Annotated in this window: 28 protein-coding genes; 8 read left to right on the top strand and 20 right to left on the bottom strand. The window is 64.2% G+C overall.

All coding sequences use genetic code 11. The features are described from left to right. Nucleotides 1-27: 27 nt before the first annotated feature. Nucleotides 28-1,053 carry a glycosyltransferase family 2 protein gene (locus tag QFZ91_RS10620; protein WP_429567205.1) on the bottom strand — a complete coding sequence of 342 codons (1,026 nt, stop codon included), beginning with the start codon at nt 1,051-1,053 and terminating at the stop codon, nt 28-30. Between the two features lie 181 nt (nt 1,054-1,234). Here QFZ91_RS10620 and QFZ91_RS10615 point away from each other — a divergent pair, with 181 nt between their 5' ends. Then, the gene (locus tag QFZ91_RS10615; RefSeq protein ID WP_429567204.1) at nt 1,235-2,329 is read left to right on the top strand and encodes a glycosyltransferase family 4 protein; all 1,095 of its coding nucleotides are present in this window, start codon (nt 1,235-1,237) and stop codon (nt 2,327-2,329) included. A gap of 45 nt (nt 2,330-2,374) precedes the next feature. Here QFZ91_RS10615 and QFZ91_RS10610 read toward each other — a convergent pair whose 3' ends face one another. Then, a complete protein-coding gene (locus tag QFZ91_RS10610) occupies nt 2,375-3,676 on the bottom strand; it encodes an O-antigen ligase family protein (RefSeq protein WP_429567203.1) in 1,302 nt (433 codons plus the stop codon). Between the two features lie 291 nt (nt 3,677-3,967). On the opposite strand from QFZ91_RS10610, the gene QFZ91_RS10605 reads away from it, so the two are divergent. Beyond that, on the top strand, nt 3,968-4,813 hold the full coding sequence (locus QFZ91_RS10605) for a glycosyltransferase family 2 protein (RefSeq protein WP_176109175.1): 846 nt from the start codon (nt 3,968-3,970) through the stop codon (nt 4,811-4,813). 66 nt (nt 4,814-4,879) lie between these two features. Here the strand turns inward: QFZ91_RS10605 and QFZ91_RS10600 are convergent, their stop codons facing one another. Then, nucleotides 4,880-5,209, bottom strand: a complete 330-nt coding sequence (locus QFZ91_RS10600) for a hypothetical protein (protein WP_176380789.1) — start codon at nt 5,207-5,209, stop codon at nt 4,880-4,882. 198 nt (nt 5,210-5,407) lie between these two features. Between QFZ91_RS10600 and QFZ91_RS10595 the strand changes: the two genes are divergently transcribed. Beyond that, entirely contained in the window at nt 5,408-6,340 is a 933-nt protein-coding gene (locus QFZ91_RS10595; RefSeq protein ID WP_176366918.1) for a recombination-associated protein RdgC, read from the top strand. Between the two features lie 3 nt (nt 6,341-6,343). On the opposite strand, the gene QFZ91_RS10590 is transcribed toward QFZ91_RS10595, so the two are convergent. The 5 genes from QFZ91_RS10590 to QFZ91_RS10570 form a co-directional block, all read right to left on the bottom strand. Further along, complete coding sequence (locus QFZ91_RS10590) at nt 6,344-7,201, bottom strand: FecR family protein (RefSeq protein WP_429567202.1); 858 nt, start codon at nt 7,199-7,201, stop codon at nt 6,344-6,346. 593 nt (nt 7,202-7,794) lie between these two features. Then, nucleotides 7,795-9,015, bottom strand: a complete 1,221-nt coding sequence (locus tag QFZ91_RS10585; protein ID WP_429567201.1) for an MFS transporter — start codon at nt 9,013-9,015, stop codon at nt 7,795-7,797. Nucleotides 9,016-9,102: 87 nt separating this feature from the next. Continuing rightward, nucleotides 9,103-9,576 (bottom strand): VOC family protein, encoded by a 474-nt coding sequence (locus tag QFZ91_RS10580; RefSeq protein WP_176109171.1) that lies wholly within the window; start codon nt 9,574-9,576, stop codon nt 9,103-9,105. A gap of 67 nt (nt 9,577-9,643) precedes the next feature. Then, nucleotides 9,644-10,129, bottom strand: coding sequence for a VOC family protein (locus QFZ91_RS10575; RefSeq protein WP_429567200.1), 486 nt, complete (start codon nt 10,127-10,129; stop codon nt 9,644-9,646). Nucleotides 10,130-10,278: 149 nt separating this feature from the next. After that, nucleotides 10,279-11,841, bottom strand: coding sequence for an SH3 domain-containing protein (locus tag QFZ91_RS10570; RefSeq protein ID WP_429567199.1), 1,563 nt, complete (start codon nt 11,839-11,841; stop codon nt 10,279-10,281). Nucleotides 11,842-11,999: 158 nt separating this feature from the next. Between QFZ91_RS10570 and QFZ91_RS10565 the strand changes: the two genes are divergently transcribed. Next, on the top strand, nt 12,000-12,425 hold the full coding sequence (locus QFZ91_RS10565) for a TOBE domain-containing protein (RefSeq protein ID WP_368598241.1): 426 nt from the start codon (nt 12,000-12,002) through the stop codon (nt 12,423-12,425). Nucleotides 12,426-12,461: 36 nt separating this feature from the next. Here the strand turns inward: QFZ91_RS10565 and QFZ91_RS10560 are convergent, their stop codons facing one another. Further along, nucleotides 12,462-12,899: a hypothetical protein gene (locus QFZ91_RS10560; RefSeq protein WP_429567198.1), complete on the bottom strand. Its 438-nt coding sequence runs from the start codon at nt 12,897-12,899 to the stop codon at nt 12,462-12,464. Beyond that, nucleotides 12,896-13,405: a lysozyme gene (locus QFZ91_RS10555; RefSeq protein WP_429567197.1), complete on the bottom strand. Its 510-nt coding sequence runs from the start codon at nt 13,403-13,405 to the stop codon at nt 12,896-12,898. The genes QFZ91_RS10560 and QFZ91_RS10555 overlap by 4 nt, the downstream gene beginning before the upstream one ends. 259 nt (nt 13,406-13,664) lie before the next feature. Between QFZ91_RS10555 and QFZ91_RS10550 the strand changes: the two genes are divergently transcribed. Further along, nucleotides 13,665-14,165: a GAF domain-containing protein gene (locus QFZ91_RS10550; protein WP_429567196.1), complete on the top strand. Its 501-nt coding sequence runs from the start codon at nt 13,665-13,667 to the stop codon at nt 14,163-14,165. Between the two features lie 202 nt (nt 14,166-14,367). Further along, on the top strand, nt 14,368-15,177 hold the full coding sequence (locus tag QFZ91_RS10545) for a mechanosensitive ion channel family protein (protein ID WP_429567195.1): 810 nt from the start codon (nt 14,368-14,370) through the stop codon (nt 15,175-15,177). An 18-nt stretch (nt 15,178-15,195) separates the two neighbouring features. Here QFZ91_RS10545 and QFZ91_RS10540 read toward each other — a convergent pair whose 3' ends face one another. Then, nucleotides 15,196-15,594, bottom strand: coding sequence for a VOC family protein (locus QFZ91_RS10540; RefSeq protein WP_429567194.1), 399 nt, complete (start codon nt 15,592-15,594; stop codon nt 15,196-15,198). A 488-nt stretch (nt 15,595-16,082) separates the two neighbouring features. Between QFZ91_RS10540 and QFZ91_RS10535 the strand changes: the two genes are divergently transcribed. Continuing rightward, on the top strand, nt 16,083-16,598 hold the full coding sequence (locus QFZ91_RS10535) for a hypothetical protein (protein WP_429567193.1): 516 nt from the start codon (nt 16,083-16,085) through the stop codon (nt 16,596-16,598). Nucleotides 16,599-16,615: 17 nt separating this feature from the next. Further along, nucleotides 16,616-17,053, top strand: coding sequence for a hypothetical protein (locus QFZ91_RS10530; protein WP_429567192.1), 438 nt, complete (start codon nt 16,616-16,618; stop codon nt 17,051-17,053). A gap of 86 nt (nt 17,054-17,139) precedes the next feature. Here the strand turns inward: QFZ91_RS10530 and rng are convergent, their stop codons facing one another. From rng to upp, 9 genes are all read right to left on the bottom strand, one after another. After that, complete coding sequence (gene rng / locus QFZ91_RS10525; RefSeq protein ID WP_429567191.1) at nt 17,140-18,609, bottom strand: ribonuclease G; 1,470 nt, start codon at nt 18,607-18,609, stop codon at nt 17,140-17,142. Between the two features lie 9 nt (nt 18,610-18,618). Next, the gene (locus tag QFZ91_RS10520; protein WP_429567190.1) at nt 18,619-19,248 is read right to left on the bottom strand and encodes a Maf family protein; all 630 of its coding nucleotides are present in this window, start codon (nt 19,246-19,248) and stop codon (nt 18,619-18,621) included. Between the two features lie 255 nt (nt 19,249-19,503). Continuing rightward, nucleotides 19,504-19,974: a 23S rRNA (pseudouridine(1915)-N(3))-methyltransferase RlmH gene (gene rlmH, locus QFZ91_RS10515; protein ID WP_008919684.1), complete on the bottom strand. Its 471-nt coding sequence runs from the start codon at nt 19,972-19,974 to the stop codon at nt 19,504-19,506. Nucleotides 19,975-20,010: 36 nt separating this feature from the next. Then, complete coding sequence (gene rsfS / locus QFZ91_RS10510; protein WP_429567189.1) at nt 20,011-20,460, bottom strand: ribosome silencing factor; 450 nt, start codon at nt 20,458-20,460, stop codon at nt 20,011-20,013. 4 nt (nt 20,461-20,464) lie between these two features. Continuing rightward, a complete protein-coding gene (locus QFZ91_RS10505) occupies nt 20,465-21,220 on the bottom strand; it encodes a nicotinate-nucleotide adenylyltransferase (RefSeq protein ID WP_429567188.1) in 756 nt (251 codons plus the stop codon). Between the two features lie 10 nt (nt 21,221-21,230). Continuing rightward, complete coding sequence (gene hemF / locus QFZ91_RS10500; protein WP_429567187.1) at nt 21,231-22,154, bottom strand: oxygen-dependent coproporphyrinogen oxidase; 924 nt, start codon at nt 22,152-22,154, stop codon at nt 21,231-21,233. 256 nt (nt 22,155-22,410) lie between these two features. Further along, complete coding sequence (purD, locus tag QFZ91_RS10495) at nt 22,411-23,694, bottom strand: phosphoribosylamine--glycine ligase (protein ID WP_176121282.1); 1,284 nt, start codon at nt 23,692-23,694, stop codon at nt 22,411-22,413. Nucleotides 23,695-23,798: 104 nt separating this feature from the next. Next, the gene (locus QFZ91_RS10490; protein WP_176121283.1) at nt 23,799-24,527 is read right to left on the bottom strand and encodes a YebC/PmpR family DNA-binding transcriptional regulator; all 729 of its coding nucleotides are present in this window, start codon (nt 24,525-24,527) and stop codon (nt 23,799-23,801) included. A 621-nt stretch (nt 24,528-25,148) separates the two neighbouring features. Continuing rightward, complete coding sequence (gene upp, locus QFZ91_RS10485) at nt 25,149-25,799, bottom strand: uracil phosphoribosyltransferase (protein ID WP_013088896.1); 651 nt, start codon at nt 25,797-25,799, stop codon at nt 25,149-25,151. Nucleotides 25,800-25,906 lie beyond the last annotated feature (107 nt).

The following is a 25,906-nucleotide window of genomic DNA, read 5'->3' as shown; positions in this document are numbered from 1 at the left end:
AAGCGCGGTCAGACCTTACCGTCGTCTTCAGGCCTTTCCGCCCCGCACGAGCCGCTTGAGCCAGATGCCCGGTGCATAGACCACCGGGCAACTCGCATACAGAAACATCCGAATCCGCAGCCCGAGCTTCACGCCGGCGCTGCGCGTCACGAGACCAATGCGTTCGCCAAGACTGCCCGCTTCGAACATCGCGTGGATGAACTGCTCGCGCGCGAGCTTCGGCGCCATCGCCGCGCGCATGCGTTCGCCGACGCCGGCGATCTGAGCGTCGCGCTGCAGCTGCGCAAGTTCCGCGAGTCCGTAGCGATTGCTCTGCCGCATCCGCGCGATCAGCTCGTCGACCGACTGGTAGCGACGCTTGCGTGAGAGTCCGCCGCGCCGGTAGCGCACCAGCGGCTCGCGCAGACTGATCGCGCCGCCCGACAGGATCGCGCGCAGCACCATGATCTGATCCTCGGCCGCGGCGCCCGGCAGCATCGGCCCGAAGCGCTCGATCAGGCGTCGCGACCACGTATGCGCGGCGCCGATCAGCCACGGACGCTCGACGAGCCAGTCGTCGAAGCTGCGATAGCGGTCGAGCTCGGTCGGGCTCACGCGCTCGTGCACGTGACCCGTTTCGTCCATGTCGGCGAGATCGGTCGCGATCAGGTCGGGGCGGCGCCCATGCGCGAGCCAGCAGTCGACGACGCGCTCGCAGCGCTCGGGCGCCGACATGTCGTCGCCGGCTGCGACGAACAGCAACTCGCCCTGCGCCAACTGCGCGAGTTGCGACAGGTGCGCGCTGATGCCCTGGTTCACCATATTGCGCCGCGCGATCACGCGATGCGGCCCGCTGTAGCCGGCGAGCGCCGCTTCGATCGCGGCGTAGGTCGCGTCACGGGACGCGTCGTCGGAGACGATGATTTCGAGCGGCTCGTAGGTTTGCGCGAGCGCGCTGCGCACGGCGTCGCCGATCTGCTCTGCCTGGTTGTAGGCGATCACGAGCATCGAGACGAGGGGGCGGGCGGTGTCGGCGGTTGCAGGGGGTGCGAGGTGCGCCAGGCTATCGGTCATGGAGTCGGGGAGAAAGCGATTGGCCTAGATTCTAGCCGCTGACGGCCGCGCCGCGCGACGCGCACGGCAAACCCGAGCACCGCGAGCTGAACCCGGCGAAATCCATCCTTTACAATTGCCGCTGCCCCGAAACTGCGCACCCAAGGACTCGTCCGCGCGTGCGCCTCACCGAGACCGATCCTTGTCAGAGCCGACCCTCGACCCGAACCAGCGGCCCCTCACCGACATCGCGCTGACCGCCCAGGCGCTGAAGAACAGCGGCGGCGCCGAGCGCTACACGCGCGACGTGATCGCCGGCCTGCATCGGCTCGGTCTGCGCCCGACGCTGTTCGCGCGCGAGATCGACGAGGCGCTTGCCGAGGCCGCGTGGATCGATGCCCAGCCGCTCAACGTGCGCTGGGCGCCGCGCAAGCTGCGCAACCTCGCGTTCGACTGGCGTCTGAAGCAGCGTTTGAAGCGGCATCGTCCGGCGTGCGTGTTCTCGATCAATCACTCGACGCATGCCGACGTCGCATTGTGCGGCGGAACGCATCCGGGTTCGCTCGAAGCCGCGGGCCGCACCGCGCGCCGCAGCGACGAATGGCAAATCGAGCTCGAGCGGCGCGTCTACACGCGGGCGCGCGCGATCGTCGCGCATTCGCAATTGATGAGCCGCGAGTTGCAGCGTTTCTATCACGTGCCGGCAGCGCGCATCGACGTGCTCTATCCGCCCGTAGACACCGCCCGCTTCAAGCCGCTCGACGCCGCCGCGCGCGCGGCCGTGCGCCGCCAGCTCGGCGTGCCCGACGATCGCGTGATGTTCGTGTTCTCGTCGACGAGTCACGAGCGCAAGGGCTATCCGTTGCTCGAAGCGTTTTTCTCGGGCACGACGCTGCCGGTCTGTCTCGTCGTCGCGGGCCGGCCGGTGCCCAAAACTGGCGACACAATTCGTTACGCGGGTTACAGCAAAGAGATCGAAAAGCTGTTCGCGGCCGCCGATTTCACGGTCGTCGCGTCGGCGTACGAGCCGTTCGGGCTCGTCGGTGTCGAGTCGGTGATGTGCGGCACGCCGCTCCTGATCGCCGACAACGTCGGCTCGGCGGAGACCGTGACCGGCGCCGCGAAGATCGAGTTTTCGCGGCAGTCCGAGGGCAGTTTCGAGCGCGCGATCGGGCAGGCGGTCGAACGCGTGAAGAGCGGCGCAGCGCGCATCGCGGCACCGCGCGACAGCCTCGTGTACGACCCGAGCGTCGACGCGCACGTCGCGGCGCTTTACGAGGTGTTCACGCGAGGATGAGGGCGGCGCTCCGCGCTCGGGCAGCCGCTTCTCGTCGAATCGGAATCAATCGCGCGGCTGCGTCTCGCGCACGAGCGCGGCTGGCGTCGGCGCGGCCGGCGCTACGCTGCGCAGCTCGCGCTTGCGGGCATCGATCATCGCCAGCAGTGTCGCTATCAGCAGCGCGAGCAGTACCGTCACCATGACCGGCACCAGCACGTCGATCGTGAGCCCGAAGATCACCGTGCTCGACGCGACCGCCAGACCGGAATACGACGCGGCGCGAATCGCCGGGTCGCTCGCATGCCGGTGTCGCCAGAAATACACCGTCATGCCGTAGTAGAACAGCAGCAGGCAGATCACGCCGACCGCGCCCATCTCGGCCAGTGTCGAGAAGAAGTCGCTATGCGCGCGTTCGTTGACGATCTCGGCCTTCACCTCGCCGCGCTTGGCCATCGCGCCGAGTTCGTTGACCAGATGGCCCTTGCCGACGCCCCACAGCGGATGCCGTTCGACGATCATCCGCGATGCGTCCCACAGTTGCAGGCGCAGACCGGTGGCCGTGAAGTCTTCACCCTTGTGCATCATCGATACATCGTTCGGCACTTCGGCGAAGCGCTTCTGGACCCGTTCGGTCGACAACAGCCCCCCCGCGCCGATAACGATCACGAGCGTCGCGACCAGCAGGCGCTTTTTCCGCGTGAACCAGTGGTACTGCATGCCGAGCAGCACGACGAACACCGGCACCGCGAGCCAGCCGCCGCGCGAGCCCGAGAGAAACGACGCATAGCCGCCCGACACCAGCGCGAGCACGCGCGGCACGAGCACGCGCCAGTCGCGCGGATTGTCCCAGCCGAGCGTGAATACCGACAGGAACGCGAGCAGCAGCGCGGTATCGCCGAACGGTATCGCGTTCGTGTACGAGTTGTTCAGACGGTTCGCATCGGTCCAGCCGCCGGGCGGCTGATTGATGATCGCCCATGCGCCGACCGCAAGCGCGCCGGCCGCACAGCCCCAGCCGATCATGCGCAGATTGCGCGACGGCAATTGGCGCAGCAGCAGGAACACCAGTAGCGCGAACACGAAGCGCGCGACCGAGTCGAGTTCGCGTGGCAGCCAGTAGCCGAGCGCCAGCTGCTGCGCGCCGATCCCGACGACGAACGCGAGCATGCCGATCGTGAACCAGCGATAGGTGCGCAACGCGGAGAAATAGCCCGGCATGCGCCGGTTGACGATGGCCGCGCCGAGCGCGAGCGCGACGAGTACGAAAAAGCAGTAGCCGGTGCCGCCGCGCCACATCAGATTGACCGCGGGCGCGAGAAACAGCAGGGCCGACGTGAGCCAGACCAGACTGGAAGCAAAAATCATAGGTCTACGTTATCGATGAGCACACTACCGTTCCGGTGGTGAAATTGCAGGGGATCGCCGGACCATTTGAGGTTTTCAAGACGGCAGAGCGATCCGGATTATAACCATGCGCTACCTTGCGGAATGCTTGCTGCCGCACCCGGCAAGGTACCGTCGGCCCGCGGTATTCGGCGCGGCGGCGGCAGGCGGCGCCTGTCGTGCGAGAAGGCGGGGGGCGGTACAATCGCGCGACATTCATGGCCGGCGCGCGGCGCATGCCGCGCCCCGCGCCCAGCTCAACGGACCGACTCGATGTTCTCAATCATCATCCCGACCTGGAACAACCTGCCATATCTGCGCCTCGTGATCAAAAGCCTGCGCCGTCATTCGACGTATCCGCACCAGATCATCGTGCACGTCAACGACGGTTCGGACGGCACGCTCGCGTGGGTGCGCGACGAGGGCATCGAGCATACGGCGTCGCCCGGCAATATCGGTATCTGCCACGCGGTCAATATCGCGGCGGCGCGCGCGACGCAGGACTACATCGTCTACATGAACGACGACATGTACTGCTGCCCGGGGTGGGATGAAGCGCTCGTCAAGCGTCTCGCGCAGATGCCGGCCGACAGGCTGTTCATGTTGTCGGGCACGATGATCGAGCCGGTCGATTCGGGCAATCCGTGCGTGGTCGTGCGCGACTTCGGCCGCGATGCCCAGGTGTTTCGCGCCGACGAGCTGGTCGCTGCCGCGCCCAGTCTCGTGCGTGCCGACTGGCGCGGTGCGACGTGGCCGCCGACGCTCGTGCACCGCGACTGGTGGTTCAAGGTGGGCGGCTACAGCAGCGAGCTGAGCCCCGGCATGAGCAGCGACAACGATTTCTCGATGAAGCTGTGGGACGCGGGCTGCCGCGTGTTCGTCGGCGTCGGCGACAGTCTCGTCTATCACTTCCAGCAGAAGAGCACCGGCAAGATCGTGAAGAACGACGGCCGTCGCCAGTTTCTCAACAAGTGGGGGATGACGCAGGCGACGTTCGACCGCTATTATCTGCGCCGCGGCACCGCCATCGACGGTGCGCTCGCGGTCAGCGAGCCGGAGCGCACCGGCCGGCTGCGTCGGGCGCTGCTGAAGTCGCGCATCAAGCGCGCGTTGGGCTGACGGGCGCCGAACCGAAAACGGCGGCTCGACGCGCTGCGGGTGTCGCTGCGGGCGTCGCTGCGGGTGTCAAACGCCGCCCGTCACGAGCGGCAGCACCGTCAGGTCCGGATGCGTGCCGTCGACGATGCTGCGTCCCACGTGCACCGCTTCGTAGAGCGCGTCGTCGACACTCGCGAAGCTCTCCTCGCCATCCGCGTGAAACGGCACCGCATGGCCGGGAAGCTGGGGATTGGCGCCCGGATGACAGACGTAGCCTAGATACGTGTAGCGACTCTTTTGCGTGGCCGCCGCGTCGGCGGCATGCGCCGGGTCCGGCGGGTCTTTCGGAACAGGTGACACGTGTATCTCGAAGCCCTCGTATTGCACCGTTTGCCAACTTGCGGTTTGGTCGGCCATGACCGCCTCCGTCTAGTCTGTCCTGTCCAAAAGTCTAGGTGATTTGCCGCCAAAACGCGCGGATGCGCGGGCCTGTAGTCGGAAGATTTTTTGCTTTATTTCTGAAAATCGGCAGTATTCACGATCGCGTCGGCCAGAACGCCCCGTCTGGTTTTGGTCGGATAAAATGCTGCGCTTTGCCTAAATCCGACTTCGCTCATGTGGTTCAAAAACCTTCAGCTGCACCGTCTGCCCGCTCCGTGGTCCGTCACCCCTGAACAGATGCAGAAGTGGCTCGCGCCGTACGCGTTCGCGCCCGGCCAGAGCGTCGAGATGCAGGCCCAGGGGTGGGCGCCGCCGCGCGACGGCGACTCGCTCGTCTACGCCATGAACGGTCAGATGCTGCTGACCTTCCGTGCCGAGAAGAAGCTGCTGCCCGCGTCGGTGGTCACCCAGATCACGCGCGAGCGCGCGGCCGAGCTCGAGGAGCAGCAGGGCTTCAAGCCGGGCCGCAAGCAGATGCGCGACCTGAAGGAGCAGGTCACCGACGAGTTGCGCCCGCGCGCATTCAGCATCCGCCGCGATACGCGGGTGTGGATCGATTGCACGAATGGCTGGCTCGTGATCGACGCGGCGTCGCAGGCGCTCGCCGACGATGTGCGCGGTCTGCTCGTCAAGTCGATCGACCAGTTGCCGCTGATGACGGTGCGCGTCGCGCAGTCGCCGGTCGCGGCGATGACCGGCTGGCTGCTCGACGGCGACGCGCCGGCGGGTTTCACGCTCGATCAGGACACCGAGCTGCGTTCGCCCGCCGAGGGCAACGCGACGGTCCGCTATGTCGGACATGCGCTGGACGCCGAAGACATGCGCCGCCACATCGAGGCAGGTAAGCAATGCATGCGGCTGGCGATGACGTGGAACGATCGCGTGTCGTTCGTGCTGACGCCGTCGCTGACGATCAAGCGCATCGCGCCGCTCGACGTGCTCAAGGAAGCGAGCGATCCGACCGCGCAGAACGACGACGAACGCTTCGATTCCGACGTCGCGCTGATGACGGCCGAACTCGACCGCATGCTGCGCGATCTGATCGATGCACTCGGCGGCGAGCAGGGCGAGCAAGGGTTCGCGTTGCCGCAGGCCGTGGCGGCTTGAGCGTCAGATTCTCGTGCTGTCGAGCGCTTCGACGAGGGTCCAGTAAGGCGTGATCGAGCGCAGACGGATCGGGTAGATCCGCTGCAGCAGCGCGAGCGTCGCGTCGCTATCGGTGAGCTGATAGATGCCCGACACGCGCAGATCGGCGACGTCGGCGGCACAGCGCAACACGCCGGCGTGATAGCGCGCGAGTTCATCGACGAGCTCCGCGATACGCATGTCGTTCGCGTAGAGCAGGCCACGCGTCCACATCGCCTCGCGTGGGTCGAGCGTGAGCGGCGCCGCGATGCCGTCGCGCGTGAACCTGCACCATTGGTCCTGCGTCAGCATCAGCGCCGCGGTGGCTGCCGGCGTCGCCAACGCGTCGCCGCGAAACGCAGCCACGCGCGTGAAACCATCCCGTTGCTGCACACTGAACTGCGCGCCACGCGCTTCGACGACGCCTTCGGCCGTTTGCACGAGTAAAGGCGCATGAGTCGTTCGGGTGCCAGCGGTGCCGCGGACATCGCTCACGGGCCGCACCATGATTTCCCCTTCAAGCAGATGAACGCGGCGAACGTTCGCTTCGAACGCGACGTCGATCGCGCTCGCGCTGCCCAGCGTGATCTGGGAGCCATCCGCGAGCAGTATGTCGTGCAGTTCGCCGGTCGCGGTGCGGAAGTCGGCGGTCCATGTGCGCCACGGCGGGCGGCTCGCGAGCCAGCCCGCGGGCGCGGCGATGGCGAGCCACGTCAGTGCCTTCAGCGCGCGTCGCCGTCCCGCCGACACGCCGACAACCTCCGCGTCTTCGCGTAGCGCGGTGCCGGCTTCGCGCCGCAATTCATGATTGGCCGAGCTTTCAGTATTCGACTCGCGAAGCATTTTGATTAAATGTGCTGCATTCTGAACGCAATTGACAGATGTGATTTATCAATTGAATTTTGCAAATCACATTTAACAATTCATGCCTATTGAATTGACTATTTCACGTTGACTGTGAACCTGAGTTCTCATCGGGTTACGCACGCACACCCGGTAATTTCAGATCAGGCAGACACATTGTGACCGATACAAAAAAACTGCGCTATGCATGTGGCTTTACTTTTTCATGAATGTTTAGCCGTGAAACGCGGCCAATTGCGCCGCAAGCGAACGTAGCCTTTTCGTCATGAATTACAGTGTGCCGGGTTTGGCTGACGGGTGTGTGAAGCCGGCTGAAACTATCCGCTGGGCCACGCGGATCATCGCCGTCCTGCGCGCGGGCGAGTTCCCGGTTGCGTTGCAACCTGTCATGCATCATGACTTCCGTTCGAGCATCAACCCCGGTAAAACTCCGTGCGCTGCCGCACCTTCGATGCAGACGAAAAAACGACAGCCGTATCAAAGGCTTGCGGCTTTTCCCGGGAAGTTATGCACAGATTTGCCAACAAAAACTGTGGGTAACTTTGCGCGTGTCGTCGTGCGTCGAAGCGCGGTCAGTCTTCGAGCGCCCACGCGCGCTTGCGGCGCAGCAGCGCCGAGCCGATCGATACCGCGGCGCCGATGCCGCCCATCGTCAGCGATAGCGCGACGATCAGTGGGCCCGTTTGCGTTCGAGCGGAGAACACGCCGACCAGCAGGCCGGCGAGCGGCTGCGTCAGATTGTTCAGCAAAATCGCGACGCCGATCGTCTTGCCGTAGTCCTCGGGCGGAATGATCTGCAAACGCGCGCTGCGGATGTACACGTTGAACATCTTGTCGAAGCCGACGATCAGCAGAAAGCCTAGCGCATAGCCCCACGGCGACGCGCTCGCGCCCGCGATCACGCCGCCCGCGCAGATCGTCACGAACGCGACGAGACCGAGCACGCGCGCGGACCAGCCGGCGCGCGCCACCGTCAGCAGCACCAGCACCGTCGCGACGGCGCCGGCCGTTTGCAAAGCTGCGTAGTAGCGATTGGATTGCGCATGCAAGCCCGTCACCATCGCCGCCGATGTCGCGAGCGTGACACCGATGACGAGGTTCTCCGCGGCCGCGAGCATGATGACCTTTTTCAGGCCTGGCAGCGTCCACACGTGCTTGAGCGCGATACGCAGCGGCGTGCTCCAGCGAGCGGCGCGCGCGAGCGATTGAGCGGACCCGGGCGGGCGCGCGCGAAAACCGCTCAGTCGCTGCCAGACCAACAGCGCCGCGTCGGCGCACAGAAACAGCACGCCGGTCGCGGCGACCACCCATTCCCAACGCCACACACCAAGCAGCAGCGCGGCGAGCATCGGCCCGAGCACGAAGCCGAGCTGGTCGGCCAGTTGCGAATAAGCGAGCACTTTCTGGATCTGCTGCGTGCTGAAGATTTGCGGCAGCATCACCTCGCGCGCGACGAGCCCCTGGCTCGTCAGCACGCCGCACGCGGCCGACAGCGCGATCAGCCAGCCGATGCCGCCGAACAGCGCATACGCGGCGATACCACCGAAGCACGCGAGGGCGCGCACTGCCTGGCTCAGCCGCATCAGACGCAGCGGGGGGAAGCGGTCGCAGAGTGCGCCGAAGAACGGGAACACGAGGTAGCGCGGCAGCGTCTCGATGAAGAACGCGAGGCCCGACCATGAAACCTGGCGCGTCGTTTGATAGACGACGAGCGGCACCAGAAAGAGCAGGATCTGATCGGCGAGACGCGCGATGAACAACGAGCAGAAGAAAGCCTGATGGTTGACGCGCACCGTGGTTGTCTCGCCGTGTTGGGGTCGAGTCCGATCCTATCAAAAGATCGCGCAAGCGAGGGAAGGCGGGGCGCTCGCTGCCCGGTCCTACTCGCCGCGATACGCCTGTTCCAGCGGCGCGATATCGAGCTTGACCATCTTCATCATCTGCGCCATCACGCGACTTGCCTTCGCGCGATCCGGATCGCGCAACATCTGCAGCAGCACGTTCGGCGTGATCTGCCACGATACGCCGAAGCGGTCCCGCAGCCACCCGCAGGCCACCGGCTCGCCGCCGTCGAGCAGCTTCGACCAGTAGCGGTCGACTTCTTCCTGCGAGTCGCAGTGAACCATCAGCGAGATGGCCGGCGTGAATTTATATTGCGGGCCACCGTTCAGCACCATGAACTCCTGGCCTTCGATTTCGAAGGTGACGGCGACGACCTCGCCCGCCGGTCCGGGGCCGGCGTCCGTGGAGTGCAGCGTAGTGGCGATGCGCGAAGCCGGAAACACCGACGTGTAGAACTCCGCGGCTTCTTCCGCATTGCCGTCGAACCACAGGCACGGCGCGATTTTCTGCATGGCGTTGCTCCTTCGGGACGTGTGTCGGTGGGGCCGGGCGTGCGTTCGCCCGACGCCCACCTTCAGCTCACTTCTTCTCTTGGGACGAACAATCCATCGCGGCCATCGCCTTCTGGATTTCCTCGGCGCTAAGGTCGCGCTTGTGCGTCGCGAGCGACCAGCTGTGGCCGAACGGGTCTTTGACCTGGCCATAGCGGTCGCCCCAGAACATATCGGTGACGGGCATCGTGACGGTCGCACCTGCGTCGACCGCCTGTTTGAAACTTGCGTCGACGTCCGGTACGTAGTGGTGAATCGTGACCGGCGTGCCCTTCAGCGTGTTCGGGCCGAAGGATTGATGCTCGGGCCATTCGTCGGTCAGCATCAGCATCGAGTCGCCGATCTTCAGGGTCGCGTGCATCACCTTGCCGTCGGGGCCCGGCAGACGGACCTGTTCGACGGCGTTGAAGGCTTTCGTGTAGAACGCGATCGCTTCGGCGGCGTTCTTGCAGATCAGGTACGGCGTGAGTGAGTGCATCCCTTCCGGGATCGGTTTGACTGCGGCGCTGGACATGACGGTGACTCCTTGAAGTAACGGTTCCTCAGTGGAAAGACCGGCTGCGTGAGCTGGGTCTTCAACGTTACGACGAGTTGGTGACCGTTGGATCGACACTCCGGGAAAAATATTTTCCGGCCCGGGCGAGGGTGAGTCGCCGTTGTCATTCACCCCGCCGGATTGTCCTCGTCCGCAGGCGGCGCGGACGACGGCGCCACGCTGCCGGCCGGTGCGCCGAGGATGCTGATCTGGAACGTCCGCGTCGCGGCGAGCGACTGCAGCGTCGCGTCCTCGGCGATGCGCTCGTCGAGCGGCAGGATTACCGAGCCACCAATCACCGCGCGCCGGCTGTTGTCTGCCGGACGCAGGCCCCACACGTCCTGATAGACGACCGGGACCGTGGCGCCGTTGCGCGTCGTGTTGCCGAGGTACAGCATCACGTGGCCGCCGATGTAGATGAGCGTGCGCAGCGGCACGCCATGCCGCGCCAGATAGTCGAGCCGCTCGGCGGGCGTCGAGTCCGACAGATCGATCATGCGGCCGGCGCTCATCTGCGTCGATGAATGGCGTGGCAGCCACACGCCGAACGCCGCGAAGATGCTTTGCAGTTCCGACGAACAATCGTTGTAGAGGCCGCTGTTCCCCCAGCCGTACGGGCGGCCGATCAGCGCCTTCAACAGCATCGCGAGATGGCGCGGTGTCGCGGTGAGCGGCATCGGCGTGATCTGCGTGGTGTCGAGCGACGCGGTGCGGATCAGCGCGCGGCCGTCGACGTCGCGCGCGGGAACGAGTAGCTGGAGCGACCCTGCGTTGGTGCTGGTCGCGGCTGGCGATGCCGAGCCACCCGTTAGCAGCGGCAGCATCGTCCCGGCCGGCGCGTTGAAGCGGAATACGTCGCGGCTGTCGTTGACCGCCGCCGACGCGGCGATCACCGCGCCCAGCGACTTGCCGGCCGCCGTGCGCCATTGATCGATGAAACGATCGTCGGCGAACGCCACGCCGTCGCTGCGCACCCAGCCCTGAACGTCGGGCGTCTGCACGTAGTGCCATGCACCGTCGACGCTGCCGCCGAGCACATAGAGCGGCGTACCCGGCCGCACCGCCGAAATCTGCAGGTTGTCGAACGGGTAGCCTTCGCCGGCCAGGTGACGGTCGTAGAACGACGGATCGGTGGTTGGCAGTTCGCGCACCATCAGGTTGCCGGTCGCGATCGCGCGCCGCTCGGGCTGATACACCGGCGCTTGCGTGAACTGAGCGACGTTGATGTTGCGGGAGATCGCGTCGATCCACGCCTTGTCGTGCGGCCGGAAGTTTTCGCCGTAACCGATGACGCTGCGATGCTTGCCGCTGTTGTCGAACTTGTCGATGCGGCGCTGTTGCAGTGCGGCAATGTCCTCGCCCTGTTCGCGAAACACGCGTGCGCTCACCCAGGCGGGATTCCATGGCGACGGCGCGTTCTCGCCCGTGCCGAAGTAGCGCGCGAACAGCGCGTCGAAATGTGCGCGCTGCTCGGCGGCGCTGAGAAACGGCCTATCGTAGTCGGGGCTGTTCGGATCGAGCCAGTGATCGACGTTCTGGTCGTAATGGGCGAGCGGAAACAGCGTGACGTTGTCGACGAAAGCGTGCGTGCCATGCGGCGGCGTTGGCGTGCCGCACGCGACGAGCATCGTGACGGCGGCGCATAGCATGGCGGTGCGGCAGGCACGGCCGGAGAGAACGGCGACAGGCATAAAGATTCGGCGTATGAGGTGCAAGGCCACGATGATACGGTGCCGGCGATACCCGCGGCGCATTGGATGTTTGGTGGCGGCGCGCGCGGCATCCGCTACACTCGCTTTGTCCGTCCACCCGCGCGTTGCCACGCGCTTCAATCGACAGGGAGCACGCTATGAAAACCAGCGCCCGCAATCAGTTCAGCGGCGAAATCACTGACGTCACGCACGGTGCCGTCAACGACGAAGTCACGCTGCGCACGTCGGACGGTCTCGAGATCGTCGCGATCATCACGCACGGCAGCGCGAAATCGCTCGGGCTCGCGGCTGGCAAGCAGGCGTTTGCGCTCGTGAAGGCATCGTCGGTGATCGTGATGGTCGATGTCGCGAAGCACCAGGTGTCGGCGCGCAACTGCGTCGAAGGGACCGTCGCGGCCGTCACGAAGGGCGCGGTCAATTCGGAAGTGACGATCAGTGCAGGTGGCGCACAGATCGCGGCGATCATCACGAACGACAGCGTGGAGCGTCTTGGCCTCGCGAGCGGCAAGACGGCGACGGCGATTTTCAAGGCGTCGAGCGTGATTATTGGGGTCGATCAGTAGCAGGCCTAGGCCTCTGGGACGGTACTCAGCGAGCTCTCACTGATCCCGTAGCGCGCGAACGATGATGCCGTCCCATCCAAACACAATCCTGTGAGCGTCCATCCGGAAAACCGCAAAACAATTGTCGCTATCTACGACAACAGTTGTAGCGGGCAATCCGGTTTCATTCACGCGAAGCCCGAACTGATTCTTCAACGCCGAAAGCGTGTCGATTCGTTTGACGGTAAAACCTGTGTTCGGCTGGCAGGTTTCACTGTTGAAGCTCATGGATTGCGGCGTAATTGTCATTCTCATGCCGAGAATCCTTTTTGCTTCGGGGATGCCACCAGAAATATCGGCGTAGTCAACTACATCGGTCACGACCCAATTGCCGACGAAATCATTAATCGTCGCGTGCGGTGTTTGTGCCGCGCACACGCTCGCCGAGGCGGCCAGTGTGAGAGCCACATATGCAAAAATCTTGTGGCCTGTCATTGTGCGGACTGCCGGAAGGGCGCGGATTCTCGTTGGCGGCGGCTCGTTAATCCCCGGCTTCTCTTCGCAGGACCGATCTTTCGGCCATTGCGATCGCGCGGGGTAATCATCACATTGAGCCTCATTTTTTCTGCGACGGCTGTCATGTTTCCGGTATTTGCGGGATTTAACGCGTCGCGTGTGTTCTGGCGTGACGAGTTATAAGCAAAAGACACGGCAGCATCGAACTGTGCCTGAGTCAATTCGTACTGCGTGACCACGGTTTTAACTGCTGCCTCTGCCTCACCAACCCGATTTCGCAGAATAGTGTTTGCCTCTTCGGGAACAACCGTTCGCGCTAGTTCCTCCGCCGTACACGGACCGAAGTGGGCTAATGTGCCGATGCCCCAAGTGCAATTGCCATTCTTTGGTGCATCGTTGTAGTAGCGCATAACGACGCCGTCATTTATACGAAGGGCGGTATAGCCTGCTTCACTCATGGATTTATCTGAATTTGCGTTTGGCATCGAGTATCTTAAAAAAGCAGATCGAATGGAGTGAGTAATATAACAAAAATAGAACTCGCAAAAATCATTTTGAGTTAAAATAATGCGAAATGAGTTATTTATAATATTGAGATAGAAACTAAAAAGGGCAAATTGAGAACTGGAAGGGACGCGAGCATAGACGCGCGGCGTGTGTCACCCCGTTCGACTTCCGCGCGCGGGAATTTCGCTTGCTTTAAACTTCACCGTTTACCCTCCCGCTCTGCTCACGGACACCGTCATGTTCCAAGTTTCCTCCACCTCGCATCTGCCGAAAGCCGCGCAATATGAAGAACTGGTTGCGCAGGCGCGCGCGCTGCTGGCCGGCGAAACGGACTGGATCGCCAACGCCGCGAACTTCTCGTCGTTCGTCTTTCATTCGTTGAGCGATCTGAACTGGGCCGGCTTTTACTTTCACGACGGCCGCGAACTGGTGGTCGGCCCGTTCCAGGGCAAGCCCGCGTGCGTGCGCATTGCAGTCGGCAAGGGCGTCTGCGGTACGGCCGCGCAAACCCGTCAGACCCAGGTCGTGCGCGACGTGCACGAGTTCCCCGGTCACATCGCGTGTGATTCGGCGTCGCAATCGGAAATCGTCGTGCCGCTCGTCGCGCCCGACGGTACGCTGATCGGCGTGTGGGATGTCGATAGCCCAATCGTCGCGCGCTTCGACGAGGAGGACGCGAAGGGCATGCAAGCGTTGTGCGCGGTGTTCATCGAGGCAGCGCTGCCGCGCGGCGTGTAACGTCGCGAATCGCGCCGAGCACGGCGCTCAGCATTGAAGCGCAGATCGTCCATCTCAATCTTTGAGACGCTCGAGCGCATCTTCTTGATGCCGTCGAGATCGACGGCCAGTTAGCAAGTCACGTACCGCATCTTGCGACGGATGGACAGGAACGCGTCGTGCTTGCTCTGCATCGGTATCGATCAAGCGGACCAAGCCGACGATGAACGACTCCCTCTACCGTTTCTTTCATCTTCAGCCGTCACTGCTCGTCACGCTGACACACGACGTCGTTCATATCGCGATTGCCGTGCTGATCGTCGTGGTCGGCTGGTGGTTGTCGAACCGCGTCGGCGCGATGTTCGCGAAGGCGCTCGCGCGCACGCCCGCGGACCCGACCCTGGCGCCGATGCTGGCCGCGATGGGCACGTGGGCCGTGCGCGTGCTCGCCTTCATCGCGGCGCTCGGTGAAGTCGGCATCGCGACCGCGAGCGTATTGGCCGTGCTCGGCGCGGCTGGCCTCGCGATCGGCCTCGCGTTGCAAGGCACGTTGCAGAACATCGCGGCCGGCATGATGCTGCTGTTGCTGCGACCGTTTCGCGTCGGCGACGTGATCGAAGGCAGCGGGGCCGCGGCTGGCATCGTCCGCGAGGTGGGGCTCTTCACGACGCGGATCGAACGCGGCGGCGGCAACATCGTGTTCGTGCCGAATAGCCAGATCTGGAGCAATCCGGTGATCAACTACAGTTGTGGCGGCACGCAGCGCATCGAGGTCGACGTGGAACTCGCGCAGCGCAAGGACGTGGATGCGGCGATCGGGCAACTGCAGAAGCTCGTGGCCGACGAGCCGCGTGTGCTGAGCGGTTCGACGCTTGCACCGGTGGTGTCGGTTGCGGATTATCCGGTGCATGGCGGCGCGACATTAAGGATCGCCGCGTGGGTCAGGTCGTCGGATGCGTCGTTGGCTGGCGGCGATCTGCATGACCGGGCGCAGGCCGTATTGGAGCAGGCGGGGTGTGAGGTGGCGGCTTAGGCCTGGAGAGGTTTGGGTTTAGGGTTTCGCGGCATGGCACACGGCCTCGATGCGATTGCCGGCCGGGTCGATCAGAAATGCGGCGTAGTAGCCGGGGTGATAGTGGGGCCTCAAGCCGGGCTGGCCGTCGGATTTGCCGCCGGTCGAGAGTCCCGCTTTGAAGAATGCATCGACATGCTCGCGGGACGGCGCTTTGAAGCACCAGTGACGTTTGTTTTCTGTTATTTCATTTGGATCGAGATACACGGCCAGATAGGTCGATGAGCTGTCGTCGATCGTGCAACGCTCGCCGTAGCCCAAGGCGGTGGGACGGTCGAAGACTTTGCTCGCGCCGAGAGCTGACATGATGGCGTCGTAGAAAGGGCGGGCTGCCTCGATGTCGGGAACGACGATCGATACGTGATCAAGAAGTTGCATTAGATGTCTCCCTCTGGAAGTTGCGCTGAGTTTATACGTTCGACTCGTTGCAACAGGCATTTCCAAACTCAATCGCCGGGGTCTTGTTCCATTGGGGTGGGGCCGGCTCATGCCACAATCTGTCTGGACTCCAGCGCGCTTCGACGCGCGCATGGCGATGCTTTATTGGTTCCGCGTGGTCGACCAGCAAACTAAAGAGTGTCATCGATTGTTTCGATTCTATCGCGCTGTCTCCACCCTTATGCTACGTATACCCGTTTCAAATCGATCTGGCGGGGTGACGCATGTTGATGGGGTTGCAGACCGATGGCGATTGACTTCAAAGCTGGGGCCAACCGAAACTGCAAGCTTTACACGCGCCACGAATATCGTGGCAACACGAGGAGCGACGAGGCGCGCGCCGGCCGTCAGATCATTCTTTCGGCACGCTCGGTCCCGCGCCGGAGCAGTTGATCCGTGCGCTACAGTCCGCCGTCGAAAGCGGCGATGTGATCGCAGTCGTGTCAAAGCGGCAAGCTTCGGGCGCGAACGGCGCTCCTGGCGAACAGGAAATCCGGCCGTACTATGCGACCGTCACGCCGTCGCAGCTATTCCGGCGCGCGGTGCCCGTTGAGAGTGTCGGGCGCTCGCTACAGCGGCCGAAATTGCCGAGACTGGCGGCTGACGATGGCCTCGCGATCTGGTTCGCCCGCCCGGGCGACATGTTGCCCGATGGAACGATTGCTACGCCGGTATCAACGCCGCTTGGCGATGCGCAGGCGTTCGACTATCAGCCGGATATGCCGGCGGGCGTTTCCTTCGAGATCGCCAAGACTCCAAACCATGGCGAGCCGGGCACGTGGTACACGAATGCGGGCAGCGGGCAGATGCGTCTGTACGGGGACGATGGGAAGGCGGTTGTCGATTTTGATTTTGACCATGACCATGGTCAAGGCATCCCTCACGCGCACAATTGGGATCGCGGAGTACGAGGCCCAGGCCTACCTTTTTCCCTGTTGCCGTGAGTTTTATGGGAGCTTATATGGACACGGGTACATACACCGATATTCGGAACGTTACGGACTTTCCAAGCTTTCACGACGCGGAGCTAGTTGGGATTGACCATGATCCCCTCGCACGTGCCTTGGAACTTCGCTTTCGCCGGGTTGGCGGTGAAGTCGAAGAGCTAAGATTTTCTGGCGTGATCGGGCAACGCATGATTGATTTCGCCGGGCAGAATGTCGTGTCCAGGCTTTTGATCTCGCCGCGGTACGCGTTTTCGCTCGCGGAGGTCCGGATGTGGATCCAGTGGATCGATAGTCGCGACGACTCGAAGGGGGCCACGCTCAGCGAGCAGAAGGGTGATGAGTACGTCCAGAAACTGAGGGCTGGAGCTCGCCTGTTATTTGTTCTCGAGCCGTCGTGTGGTGCTGAAATGGCCGTGCTTTGCGAATCACTTTTGCTAAAGGCGAGAATCTGAATCGGGTGCTGACAAGAACATCGAAAAGCTGATGCGGGCACTGCGCCCGGACGGTATGAACGATCCGGCCTCATCCGGGGCAATACCTACATCAGCACAATATCGTACTGCTCCTGACTCAAATTCGACTCCACCTGCAACGACACCGGCTTGCCGATGAAATCGATCAGCATCGCCAGATGCTGCGACTCTTCCTCGAGAAACAGATCGATCACCTGCTGCGAAGCGACCACACGAAACTCGCGCGGATTGAACTGCCGTGACTCGCGCAGAATCTCGCGCAACACGTCATAGCACACCGTGCGCGCGGTCTTCACCTGCCCCTTGCCCTGGCAAACCGGGCACGGTTCGCACAGCACATGCGCGAGCGACTCACGCGTACGCTTGCGTGTCATCTCGACGAGCCCGAGCTGCGAGAAGCCGTTCACGGTCACCCGCGTGCGATCGCGCGACAACGCCTTCTTCAATTCTCCTAGCACCTGGTCGCGATGCTCGGCGTTTTCCATATCGATGAAATCGATGATGATCACGCCGCCCAGGTTGCGCAGCCGCAATTGCCGCGCGATCGTATGCGCGGCCTCGAGGTTGGTCTTGAAGATCGTGTCGTCGAAGTTGCGCGCGCCGACGTAACCGCCGGTGTTCACATCGATTGTCGTCATCGCCTCGGTCTGGTCGATCACGAGGTAGCCGCCCGACTTCAGCTCCACGCGACGCGACAGCGCGCGCTGAATCTCGGCCTCGATGTTGTACAGATCGAATAGCGGCCGCTCGCCGGTGTAGTGGTGCAGCTTCGACGATACCGCCGGCGTGAACTCGGTCGCGAAATCGGCGAGCATCTGATGCGTCTCGCGTGAATCGACCTGGATGCGCGACGTTTCATCGTTGACGAAATCGCGCAGCACGCGCTGCGCGAGATTCAGATCTTGGTAGAGCAGGCTGGTGGGCGGCATGCGCTGCGCCTGCGACAGAATCGTCGCCCACGTCTTGCGCAGATACGCGACATCGGCGGCGAGCTCTTCGCTCGTCGCATCCTCGGCGATCGTACGCACGATGTAGCCACCTTTCTCGTCGGCGGGCAACACGGCGGTCAGTCGCGCGCGCACGGCCTCGCGCTCGGCCTCGCTCTCGATCTTCTGCGAGATGCCGATGTGCGGTTCCTGCGGCAGATAAACGAGCGTGCGCCCGGCGATGCTCACTTGCGTGGACAGCCGCGCGCCCTTCGTGCCGATCGGGTCCTTGACGACCTGCACCATCAGCGTCTGACCTTCGAAGACGATTTTTTCGATCGGCTGATGCGGCGCTTGATGTTGCGCTTCGCCGGCAATGCGCGGATGCCAGATGTCGGCGACGTGAAGGAACGCAGCGCGTTCGAGGCCGATGTCGATGAACGCCGATTGCATGCCAGGCAGCACGCGCACGACCTTGCCGAGATAGACATTGCCGACGCGGCCGCGCGACAGCGTTCGTTCGACATGAAGTTCCTGGACGGCGCCCTGTTGAACGAGCGCGACGCGCGTTTCCTGCGGCGTGACATTGATCAGGATTTCTTCATTCATGGTGTTGTTCTAGAAGTCGATGCGCGCTGCACGCAGGAGGGCAGCGGTTTCAAAAAGCGGCAAACCCATGATACCCGAATAGGACCCGTCTATATGCTCGATAAACTCCGCCGCGCGTCCCTGCACGCCATAGGCGCCCGCCTTGCCGAGCGGCTCTCCGCTCGCCGCATAGCGACGCAACGCGTCTGCGTGCACTGCAGCAAAACGCACTTTCGACACCGACAACGCCGCCGGCAGCAGCGCGCCGTCGGCATCGATCACGGCGAGCGCGGTCAGCACTTCGTGCGTGCGGCCCGCGAGGCGCGTGAGCATCGCGACCGCATCGTCGGCATCGATGGGCTTGCCGAGAATCGCGTCGTCGATCGTGACGGTGGTATCGGCGACGAGGATCGGCCGCACCGCGTGACCAGCGGCCACGAGACGCGCGCGCGCCGCATGCGCTTTCGCAATGCATACGCGCTGCACGTAGTCGCGCGCGTGTTCGCCGGGCCGTTCGGCTTCGAGCGCTTCGGCGTCTTCATCGGGGCGCGGCAGCAGCAATTCGAAACGCACGCCGAGCTGTTGCAGCAGCTCCTGGCGGCGCGGGCTTTGCGAGGCGAGGTAGACGAACGGATGCAGCGAAGCGGTGGGCGTGGGCATGAACGAGTCTCGGTGGAGCGGGGAACGGATGGCGTGGCGGCGGTGAACGCGGATGGGCGTGGAAGAGCGGGCGGGGCGAGCTTGATTCGGCGACGCGATCGATGCGCCGAATCCATTCATGGCATCGATGCGCGGCGCGTCGGGCGCATCATCGCATGAAGTGGCGGCAATGCGTTCAAGAAGCGTATCGACCAGAGCACCCGCGACGTGCCATCAACGAACGGTTGCCAGGCGTCGCCGCGCTGGCTCCGGCACTCACGCGCGATGATACGGGTGATTTTGCGTGATGGTCCACGCACGGTAAAGCTGTTCGGCCAGCAGCACGCGCACCATTGCGTGCGGCAGCGTGAGGCTCGACACGCGCAGCATCATATCGGCGCGTGCTTTCAGCTCGGGATCGAGACCGTCCGCGCCGCCGATCAGAAAGGCCACGTCGCGGCCGTCCTGCTGCCAGCCCGGCAACGCGCCCGCGAGCTGCATCGTGGTCCAGTCCTTGCCGCGTTCGTCGAGCGCGACGATGCGCGCGTTCTTCGGCAACGCGGCTTCGATCTTCTGCCGCTCGGCGGCCATCACGCTTTCGGCCGAACGGCCCGACGAGCGCTGCTCCGGTTTGATCTCGCGCAGCTCGATGCGCAGCTCGGGTGGCATGCGCTTCGCGTATTCGTCGAAGCCGGTCGCGATCCAGTCCGGCATCTTGTGGCCGACGGCGAGGATATGCAGTTTCATTGCGACGAAAGTAGCGGTGTGGCCGACACGGCCCGCTTACTTGCGGCGCGCGCTAGTCTTGCGCGCGGGCTTCGCGGCAGGCAAATCCTCTTCTTCCTCGTCGTCGGGCTCGCTTGCACGCGCGCCGCCGAACGGACTCGGCGTAGACAGCTTGATGCGCACCGGCTTGTCGCCCCAGATTTCCTCGAGGTTGTAGTACTGGCGCAGCGCCGGCTGCAGGATGTGGACAATCGCGTCGCCGCAATCGACCAGCACCCATTCGCCGATGTCCTCGCCCTCGGTGCTGACGATCGCGCCGCCGGCTTCCTTCACGCCTTCGCGCACGCTCGACGCGAGCGCCTTGGTTTGCCGGTTCGACGTGCCACTCGCGACGATCACGCGATCGAACAGCGAGGTCAGGTGGCTGGTGTTGAACACTTTGATGTCTTGCGCCTTGACGTCTTCGAGAGCGTCGACGATTACGCGCTGCAGTTTGCGAATATCCATGGAGTTACCGGTGGTACAGATGATGTTGAAGAATATAGTCCCACACCGCGGCGGGGACGTGACTCGTGGCCTGATCCTGGGCGGTGTCGCTCGCACCCGCGTGAACCAGCCGCTGGTTGACCTGCTCGCGCAGATGCGCGCGAATGTCGGTGGCCGAAACGTTGAACGCGAGCGTCGTGTCGATCAGCAGATGGCCGCAGGGCGTGGCCTGCAGCACCTCGGCTTTCGCGCGGCGCGCGGCGATTTCCCTCGCCACCGCGGGGGCGACCGACGCGAGGTCGAAGCCGGGCCGCGTGGCCGCGCCGATATGCGCGAGCTCGAACAGGCGCCGCCAGTCGCGCCACGTATCGAGATGAACCAGTTGATCCGCGCCGATCAGCAGTGTGATCGATGCGTCGTCGCCTTCGCGCTCGCGCCAGCGTTGCAGCGTATCGACCGTGTAGGTCGCGCCCTCGTGCTCGATTTCGTCGGTTGCGACGCGCACCGTCACGCCGGGGATCGCGAGCGACGCGGCCGCCGCGCGCGTCATTGCGAGTCGATGTTCGGCGGGCGATACGTCGGCTTTCTGCCACGGCTGGCCGGCCGGCAGCAGCACCAGTTCGGTCAGCCGCAGCACGTCGGCGAACCGCCGCGCGAGCGCGAGGTGACCGTCGTGGATCGGATCGAAAGTGCCGCCCAGAAGACCGATCCGGCGGGGCAGCGCGACAGGGTGAGCGTTCGGCTTCAGGTGAGGATCCTTTGTCGTGACCGTAAGCGACACGGGTGGCGCGTCACACCCACTCGCGCGGCACGAGGAAATCGCTGTACAAGCGAGCTTCCGGCGTGCCCGGCTCGGGGTGCCAGTTGTAGCGCCAGTTCACCACGGGCGGCATCGACATCAGGATCGATTCGGTGCGTCCGCCGCTCTGCAGCCCAAATAGTGTGCCACGGTCGAAGACCAGATTGAACTCGACGTAGCGCCCGCGCCGGTAGGCCTGGAACGCGCGTTCGGCTTCGCCGTAGGGCGTATTGCGGCGCCGCTCGATGATCGGCAGGTACGCCTTGAGAAAACCTTCGCCGACGCTTTTGAGCATCGCGAACGATTGCTCGAAGCCGGGCGCCGAGAAATCGTCGAAGAAAATCCCGCCGATGCCGCGCGCCTCGTTGCGGTGCTTCAGGAAGAAATACTCGTCGCACCAGCGCTTGAAGCTCGGGTACAGGTCCGGGCCATATGGCGCGAGCGCGTCGCGGCACACCTGATGGAAATGCCGCGCGTCCTCTTCGTAGCCGTAGTAGGGCGTCAGATCCATGCCGCCGCCGAACCAGAACACCGGCTCTTCGCCTTCCCTGGTCGCAATGAGCAGGCGCACGTTCATGTGCACGGTCGGGCAGTGCGGATTGTGCGGGTGCAGCACGAGCGACACGCCCATCGCCTCGAAACCGCGCCCGGCCAGTTGCGGCCGCGCGGCGCTCGCCGAGCCCGGCAGCGCGTCGCCGGCGACGTCCGAGAAGCCGATGCCGGCGCGCTCGAAGAACTGGCCGCCTTCGAGAATCCGCGTGACGCCGCCGCCGCGCAGCTTCTCGCCGGGTCCGCGCTGCCATGCGTCGGTCGCGAATGCGGTGCCGTCGAAGGCGCCCAACGTGTCGGCGATATGCGATTGCAGGCCTTGCAGCCAGTTGCGCACGGCTTGTGCGTCGTAGCTCGAATTGCTCATGAATGCAGGTTCTTCGAAAGAGGGCGACGGCCGCGTTCGCGCCGGGTTGGCTGCCGGGACGCTCGGACCGCGCATTCGGATGGCACGGACGCAGTAGACGGATGGAGAAAGCGGCTTGCCGCTTCGGTCGATCCGCGGGCTCCGTGCCCGTCTGTCGCGACGAGCGCGAAAAATGCAGTGTAGCGCGCGTCGTGCCGCGCGCCCGCGGCGCGCTGTCGCGCGTGGGCGCCGCTCGCACGGCGCCCGGCGGTACCGCTTATTTGCCGTCGTGCTTGCGATTGAGCGCGCGATAGCCGATGTCGCGGCGGTACTGCATGCCGTCGAAGGCGATCTGGTTGATCGTGTGATAGGCGGCCGCCTGCGCGGTGCGCACCGAATCCGCCAGACCGACGACGCACAGCACGCGCCCGCCCGAGGTGGTCAGCTTGCCGTCCGTCAGCGTGGTGCCGGCGTGGAACGTGACCGAATCCGCGGTTTCGGCGGGAATGCCGTTGATGCGGTCGCCCTTCCTCGGCGTGTCCGGATAGTTGTGCGCGGCGAGCACGACGCCGAGCGCGGTACGGCGGTCCCATTCGAGCTCGACGGTGTCGAGCGTGCCGGCGATCGCGTGTTCGACCACTTTCGAGTAGTCGCCCTTCAGACGCGCCATGATCGGCTGCGTTTCGGGGTCGCCCATCCGGCAGTTGAATTCGAGCGTCTTCGGGTTGCCTTGCGCGTCGATCATCAGGCCCGCGTACAGGAAGCCGGTGTAGCGGATGCCTTCCTTCTCCATGCCGCGCACCGTCGGCAGGATGATTTCGCGCATCACGCGCGCATGCAGCTGCGGCGTGACGATCGGCGCGGGCGAGTAGGCGCCCATGCCGCCCGTGTTCGGGCCCTGGTCGCCGTCGAGCAGACGCTTGTGATCCTGGCTCGAAGCGAGCGCGAGCACGTGCTTGCCGTCGACCATCACGATGAAGCTCGCTTCCTCGCCGGCGAGGAACTCCTCGATCACGACGCGCGCACCGGCGTCGCCGAGCTTGTTGTCCGACAGCATCATGTCGACCGCGGCGTGCGCTTCTTCCAGCGTTTGCGCGACCACGACGCCCTTGCCGGCGGCGAGGCCGTCGGCCTTGATCACGATCGGCGCGCCCTTGGCGTCCAGGTATGCGTGCGCGGCGGCGACGTCGGCGAAGGTTTCGTATTCGGCGGTCGGGATGCCGTGGCGCTTCATGAACGCCTTGGCGAAATCTTTCGAGCTTTCGAGCTGAGCGGCTTCTTTGGTCGGCCCGAAGATCTTCAGACCGCGCGAGCGGAACAGGTTGACGATGCCTGCGGCGAGCGGCGCTTCCGGCCCGACCAGCGTGAACGCGATCTGTTCTTTTTCGACGAAATCGGCGAGCGCGGCCGGATCGGTGATGTCGACGTTGAGCAGACGCTCATCCTGAGCGGTGCCGCCGTTGCCGGGCGCGACGTAGACGAGCTGAACCCGCGGCGATTGCGCGAGCTTCCATGCCAGCGCATGTTCGCGACCGCCGGAACCGACGACGAGTAACTTCATGTGAATCCCCGGGACTTAAAAACCATAAACGGCCGAGCGCTGTGCTCGGCCGTGCAATAAACCATCGACAGCAAGGGCAAACGATGCGAAAGCCCGGCGGGCCATTACTCGCCGGCGATCGACGCGTTTGTATAGACTTCCTGCACGTCGTCCAGATTTTCCAGCGCGTCGAGCAGCTTCTGCATTTTCACGGCGTCGTCGCCGGTGAATTCGACTTCGGTCTGCGGCTTCATCGTGACTTCGGCCAGTTCGGCCTTGAAGCCCGCCGTTTCGAGCGCTGTCTTTACCTTCGAAAAATCGTTCGGCGGGCACAGCACTTCGATACTGCCGTCCTCGTTCGTCACGACGTCGTCGGCGCCCGCCTCTAGCGCGGCTTCCATCAGCGAGTCTTCGGCGGTACCGGGCGCGAACAGGAACTGGCCGACGTGATCGAACATGAACGACACCGAGCCGTCCGTGCCCATGTTGCCGCCGTTCTTCGAGAACGCGTGACGCACTTCCGCGACCGTGCGGGTGCGGTTGTCGGTCATCGTGTCGACGATCACCGCCGCGCCGCCGATGCCGTAGCCTTCGTAGCGGATTTCCTCGTAGTTCGCGCCTTCCGCGCCGCCGACACCGCGCTGGATCGCGCGGTTGATGTTGTCCTTCGGCATGTTGGCGTCGTACGCCTTATCGACCGCGAGCCGCAGACGCGGGTTCGAGTCGATTTCGCCGCCGCCCATACGCGCCGCGACCTGGATTTCCTTGATGAGCCGCGTCCAGACCTTGCCGCGCTTGGCATCGGCCGCTGCTTTCTTATGCTTGATGTTGGCCCATTTCGAATGACCCGCCATACTTTTCTCCGTCGCGCGCGCCAGCGGGGCGCACGCATAGTGCAATTGTCGTTGCGATGTCGGGCGCCTCGCGGGTTGCGCCTCGCGTGTCGTGTCCCGATCCCAAACCGTCAGGTGAAAGGCTGCCGGCCGCTCGTGCTCGTTGCTCGCGCTTGTTGCTCGGCTTAGCCCGTCGGCGCGGCCTCTCCTGCCGCCGATCTCAGCCTGGCCGTTCACGCGCGTCGTTCCACGCATGCCCGCCGGCAGGCGTTCGAGCCGGTTCATGCATGGGCCGCGGCCCAAGCGGGGCCGCAGGGCGGCAGCGCGATGGAAGCGGGGCAGCTTGCGCGGCCAGGCGCCGCATGACCTGAGGCGAAGGCGCGGGGCGACGGTCGAAATTGCAGACGGTGGTGCGAGTGATCGTGCGAGTCGAGCCGCTCATCGAGCGGATTCGAATTTTATCACGCCGCGAGGGTGCGGCAGAGGGGGCCGCGGCGCGAAACCGGCCGTAAATGCAATGAAATCGAAGTGAAAATGAATGGAGGCGGCGCAGATGTGTCACCGGGACGGCCGGGTGCCGTCGAAAGCGGGGGCGGCTTTAGGGCAGGGACACTGCCGAGCCACCCCGCCGGCTCCTGCGCATCAGTTCTTCGTACCGAACAACCGGTCGCCCGCGTCGCCCAGGCCCGGCACGATGTACGCATGCTCGTTCAGATGCGAATCGAGCGACGCGACGAACAGCTTGACGTCCGGGTGCGCGTCCTGGAACACCTGCACGCCTTCGGGCGCGGCGACGAGCGCGAGGAACAGGATGTTCTCCGCGGCCACGTTGCGGCGCTTGAGCACATCGACCGCGTGCACGGCCGAGTAGCCGGTCGCGACCATCGGATCGCAGAGGATGAACACGCGGTCTTCAAGGTCCGGCAGCCGCACGAGGTATTCGACCGGCCGATGATCCTCCGCGCGATATACGCCAATGTGGCCGACCCGCGCCGACGGTACCAGCTCGAGCAGGCCGTCCGACATGCCGACGCCCGCGCGCAGCACCGGCACGATCGCGAGCTTCTTGCCGGCAATCACCGGCGCGTCGATCTCGACGAGCGGCGTGGTGATGCGGCGCGTCGTCATCGGCAGGTTGCGCGTGATTTCGTAGCCCATCAGCAGCGTGATTTCGCGCAGCAATTCGCGGAACGTGCGCGTCGACGTGTCCCGGTCGCGCATGTGCGACAGCTTGTGCTGGATCAGCGGGTGATCGAGGATGAAAAGATTGGGGAAACGGCTGTCCTGGGTCATGGCGGGCTCGCGCGTGGCGGCAAGGTGGATCGGTTCGGCGCGCCCATCCGTTGGTTTCGCCAGCGCCCGAAGCTCGGACGAACGGAGGAAATGCACGCCACCGCGCA

Origin of the sequence: Paraburkholderia sp. JPY419 (assembly GCF_050435705.1) — a bacterium.
GTDB lineage: Bacteria > Pseudomonadota > Gammaproteobacteria > Burkholderiales > Burkholderiaceae > Paraburkholderia > Paraburkholderia youngii.
The sequence above is the reverse complement of the archived record's forward strand: the minus strand, read 5'-3'. Positions and strand labels throughout refer to the sequence as shown.

Coding starts and splice junctions, on each gene's coding strand:
- QFZ91_RS10575 (WP_429567200.1), bottom strand. CDS start 10,129: ATGTCCAGCGCCGCAGTCAAACCGATCCCGGAAGGGATGCACTCACTC.
- hemF (WP_429567187.1), bottom strand. CDS start 22,154: ATGAGCAATTCGAGCTACGACGCACAAGCCGTGCGCAACTGGCTGCAA.
- QFZ91_RS10490 (WP_176121283.1), bottom strand. CDS start 24,527: ATGGCGGGTCATTCGAAATGGGCCAACATCAAGCATAAGAAAGCAGCG.
- QFZ91_RS10600 (WP_176380789.1), bottom strand. CDS start 5,209: ATGGCCGACCAAACCGCAAGTTGGCAAACGGTGCAATACGAGGGCTTC.
- QFZ91_RS10520 (WP_429567190.1), bottom strand. CDS start 19,248: ATGCCCACGCCCACCGCTTCGCTGCATCCGTTCGTCTACCTCGCCTCG.
- QFZ91_RS10590 (WP_429567202.1), bottom strand. CDS start 7,201: ATGCTTCGCGAGTCGAATACTGAAAGCTCGGCCAATCATGAATTGCGG.
- QFZ91_RS10570 (WP_429567199.1), bottom strand. CDS start 11,841: ATGCCTGTCGCCGTTCTCTCCGGCCGTGCCTGCCGCACCGCCATGCTA.
- QFZ91_RS10610 (WP_429567203.1), bottom strand. CDS start 3,676: ATGATTTTTGCTTCCAGTCTGGTCTGGCTCACGTCGGCCCTGCTGTTT.
- rng (WP_429567191.1), bottom strand. CDS start 18,609: ATGAATGAAGAAATCCTGATCAATGTCACGCCGCAGGAAACGCGCGTC.
- rlmH (WP_008919684.1), bottom strand. CDS start 19,974: ATGAAACTGCATATCCTCGCCGTCGGCCACAAGATGCCGGACTGGATC.
- QFZ91_RS10595 (WP_176366918.1), top strand. CDS start 5,408: ATGTGGTTCAAAAACCTTCAGCTGCACCGTCTGCCCGCTCCGTGGTCC.
- QFZ91_RS10540 (WP_429567194.1), bottom strand. CDS start 15,594: ATGCAACTTCTTGATCACGTATCGATCGTCGTTCCCGACATCGAGGCA.
- purD (WP_176121282.1), bottom strand. CDS start 23,694: ATGAAGTTACTCGTCGTCGGTTCCGGCGGTCGCGAACATGCGCTGGCA.
- QFZ91_RS10560 (WP_429567198.1), bottom strand. CDS start 12,899: ATGACAGGCCACAAGATTTTTGCATATGTGGCTCTCACACTGGCCGCC.
- QFZ91_RS10545 (WP_429567195.1), top strand. CDS start 14,368: ATGAACGACTCCCTCTACCGTTTCTTTCATCTTCAGCCGTCACTGCTC.
- QFZ91_RS10550 (WP_429567196.1), top strand. CDS start 13,665: ATGTTCCAAGTTTCCTCCACCTCGCATCTGCCGAAAGCCGCGCAATAT.
- QFZ91_RS10555 (WP_429567197.1), bottom strand. CDS start 13,405: ATGCCAAACGCAAATTCAGATAAATCCATGAGTGAAGCAGGCTATACC.
- rsfS (WP_429567189.1), bottom strand. CDS start 20,460: ATGGATATTCGCAAACTGCAGCGCGTAATCGTCGACGCTCTCGAAGAC.
- QFZ91_RS10605 (WP_176109175.1), top strand. CDS start 3,968: ATGTTCTCAATCATCATCCCGACCTGGAACAACCTGCCATATCTGCGC.
- QFZ91_RS10530 (WP_429567192.1), top strand. CDS start 16,616: ATGGACACGGGTACATACACCGATATTCGGAACGTTACGGACTTTCCA.
- upp (WP_013088896.1), bottom strand. CDS start 25,799: ATGACCCAGGACAGCCGTTTCCCCAATCTTTTCATCCTCGATCACCCG.
- QFZ91_RS10565 (WP_368598241.1), top strand. CDS start 12,000: ATGAAAACCAGCGCCCGCAATCAGTTCAGCGGCGAAATCACTGACGTC.
- QFZ91_RS10620 (WP_429567205.1), bottom strand. CDS start 1,053: ATGACCGATAGCCTGGCGCACCTCGCACCCCCTGCAACCGCCGACACC.
- QFZ91_RS10580 (WP_176109171.1), bottom strand. CDS start 9,576: ATGCAGAAAATCGCGCCGTGCCTGTGGTTCGACGGCAATGCGGAAGAA.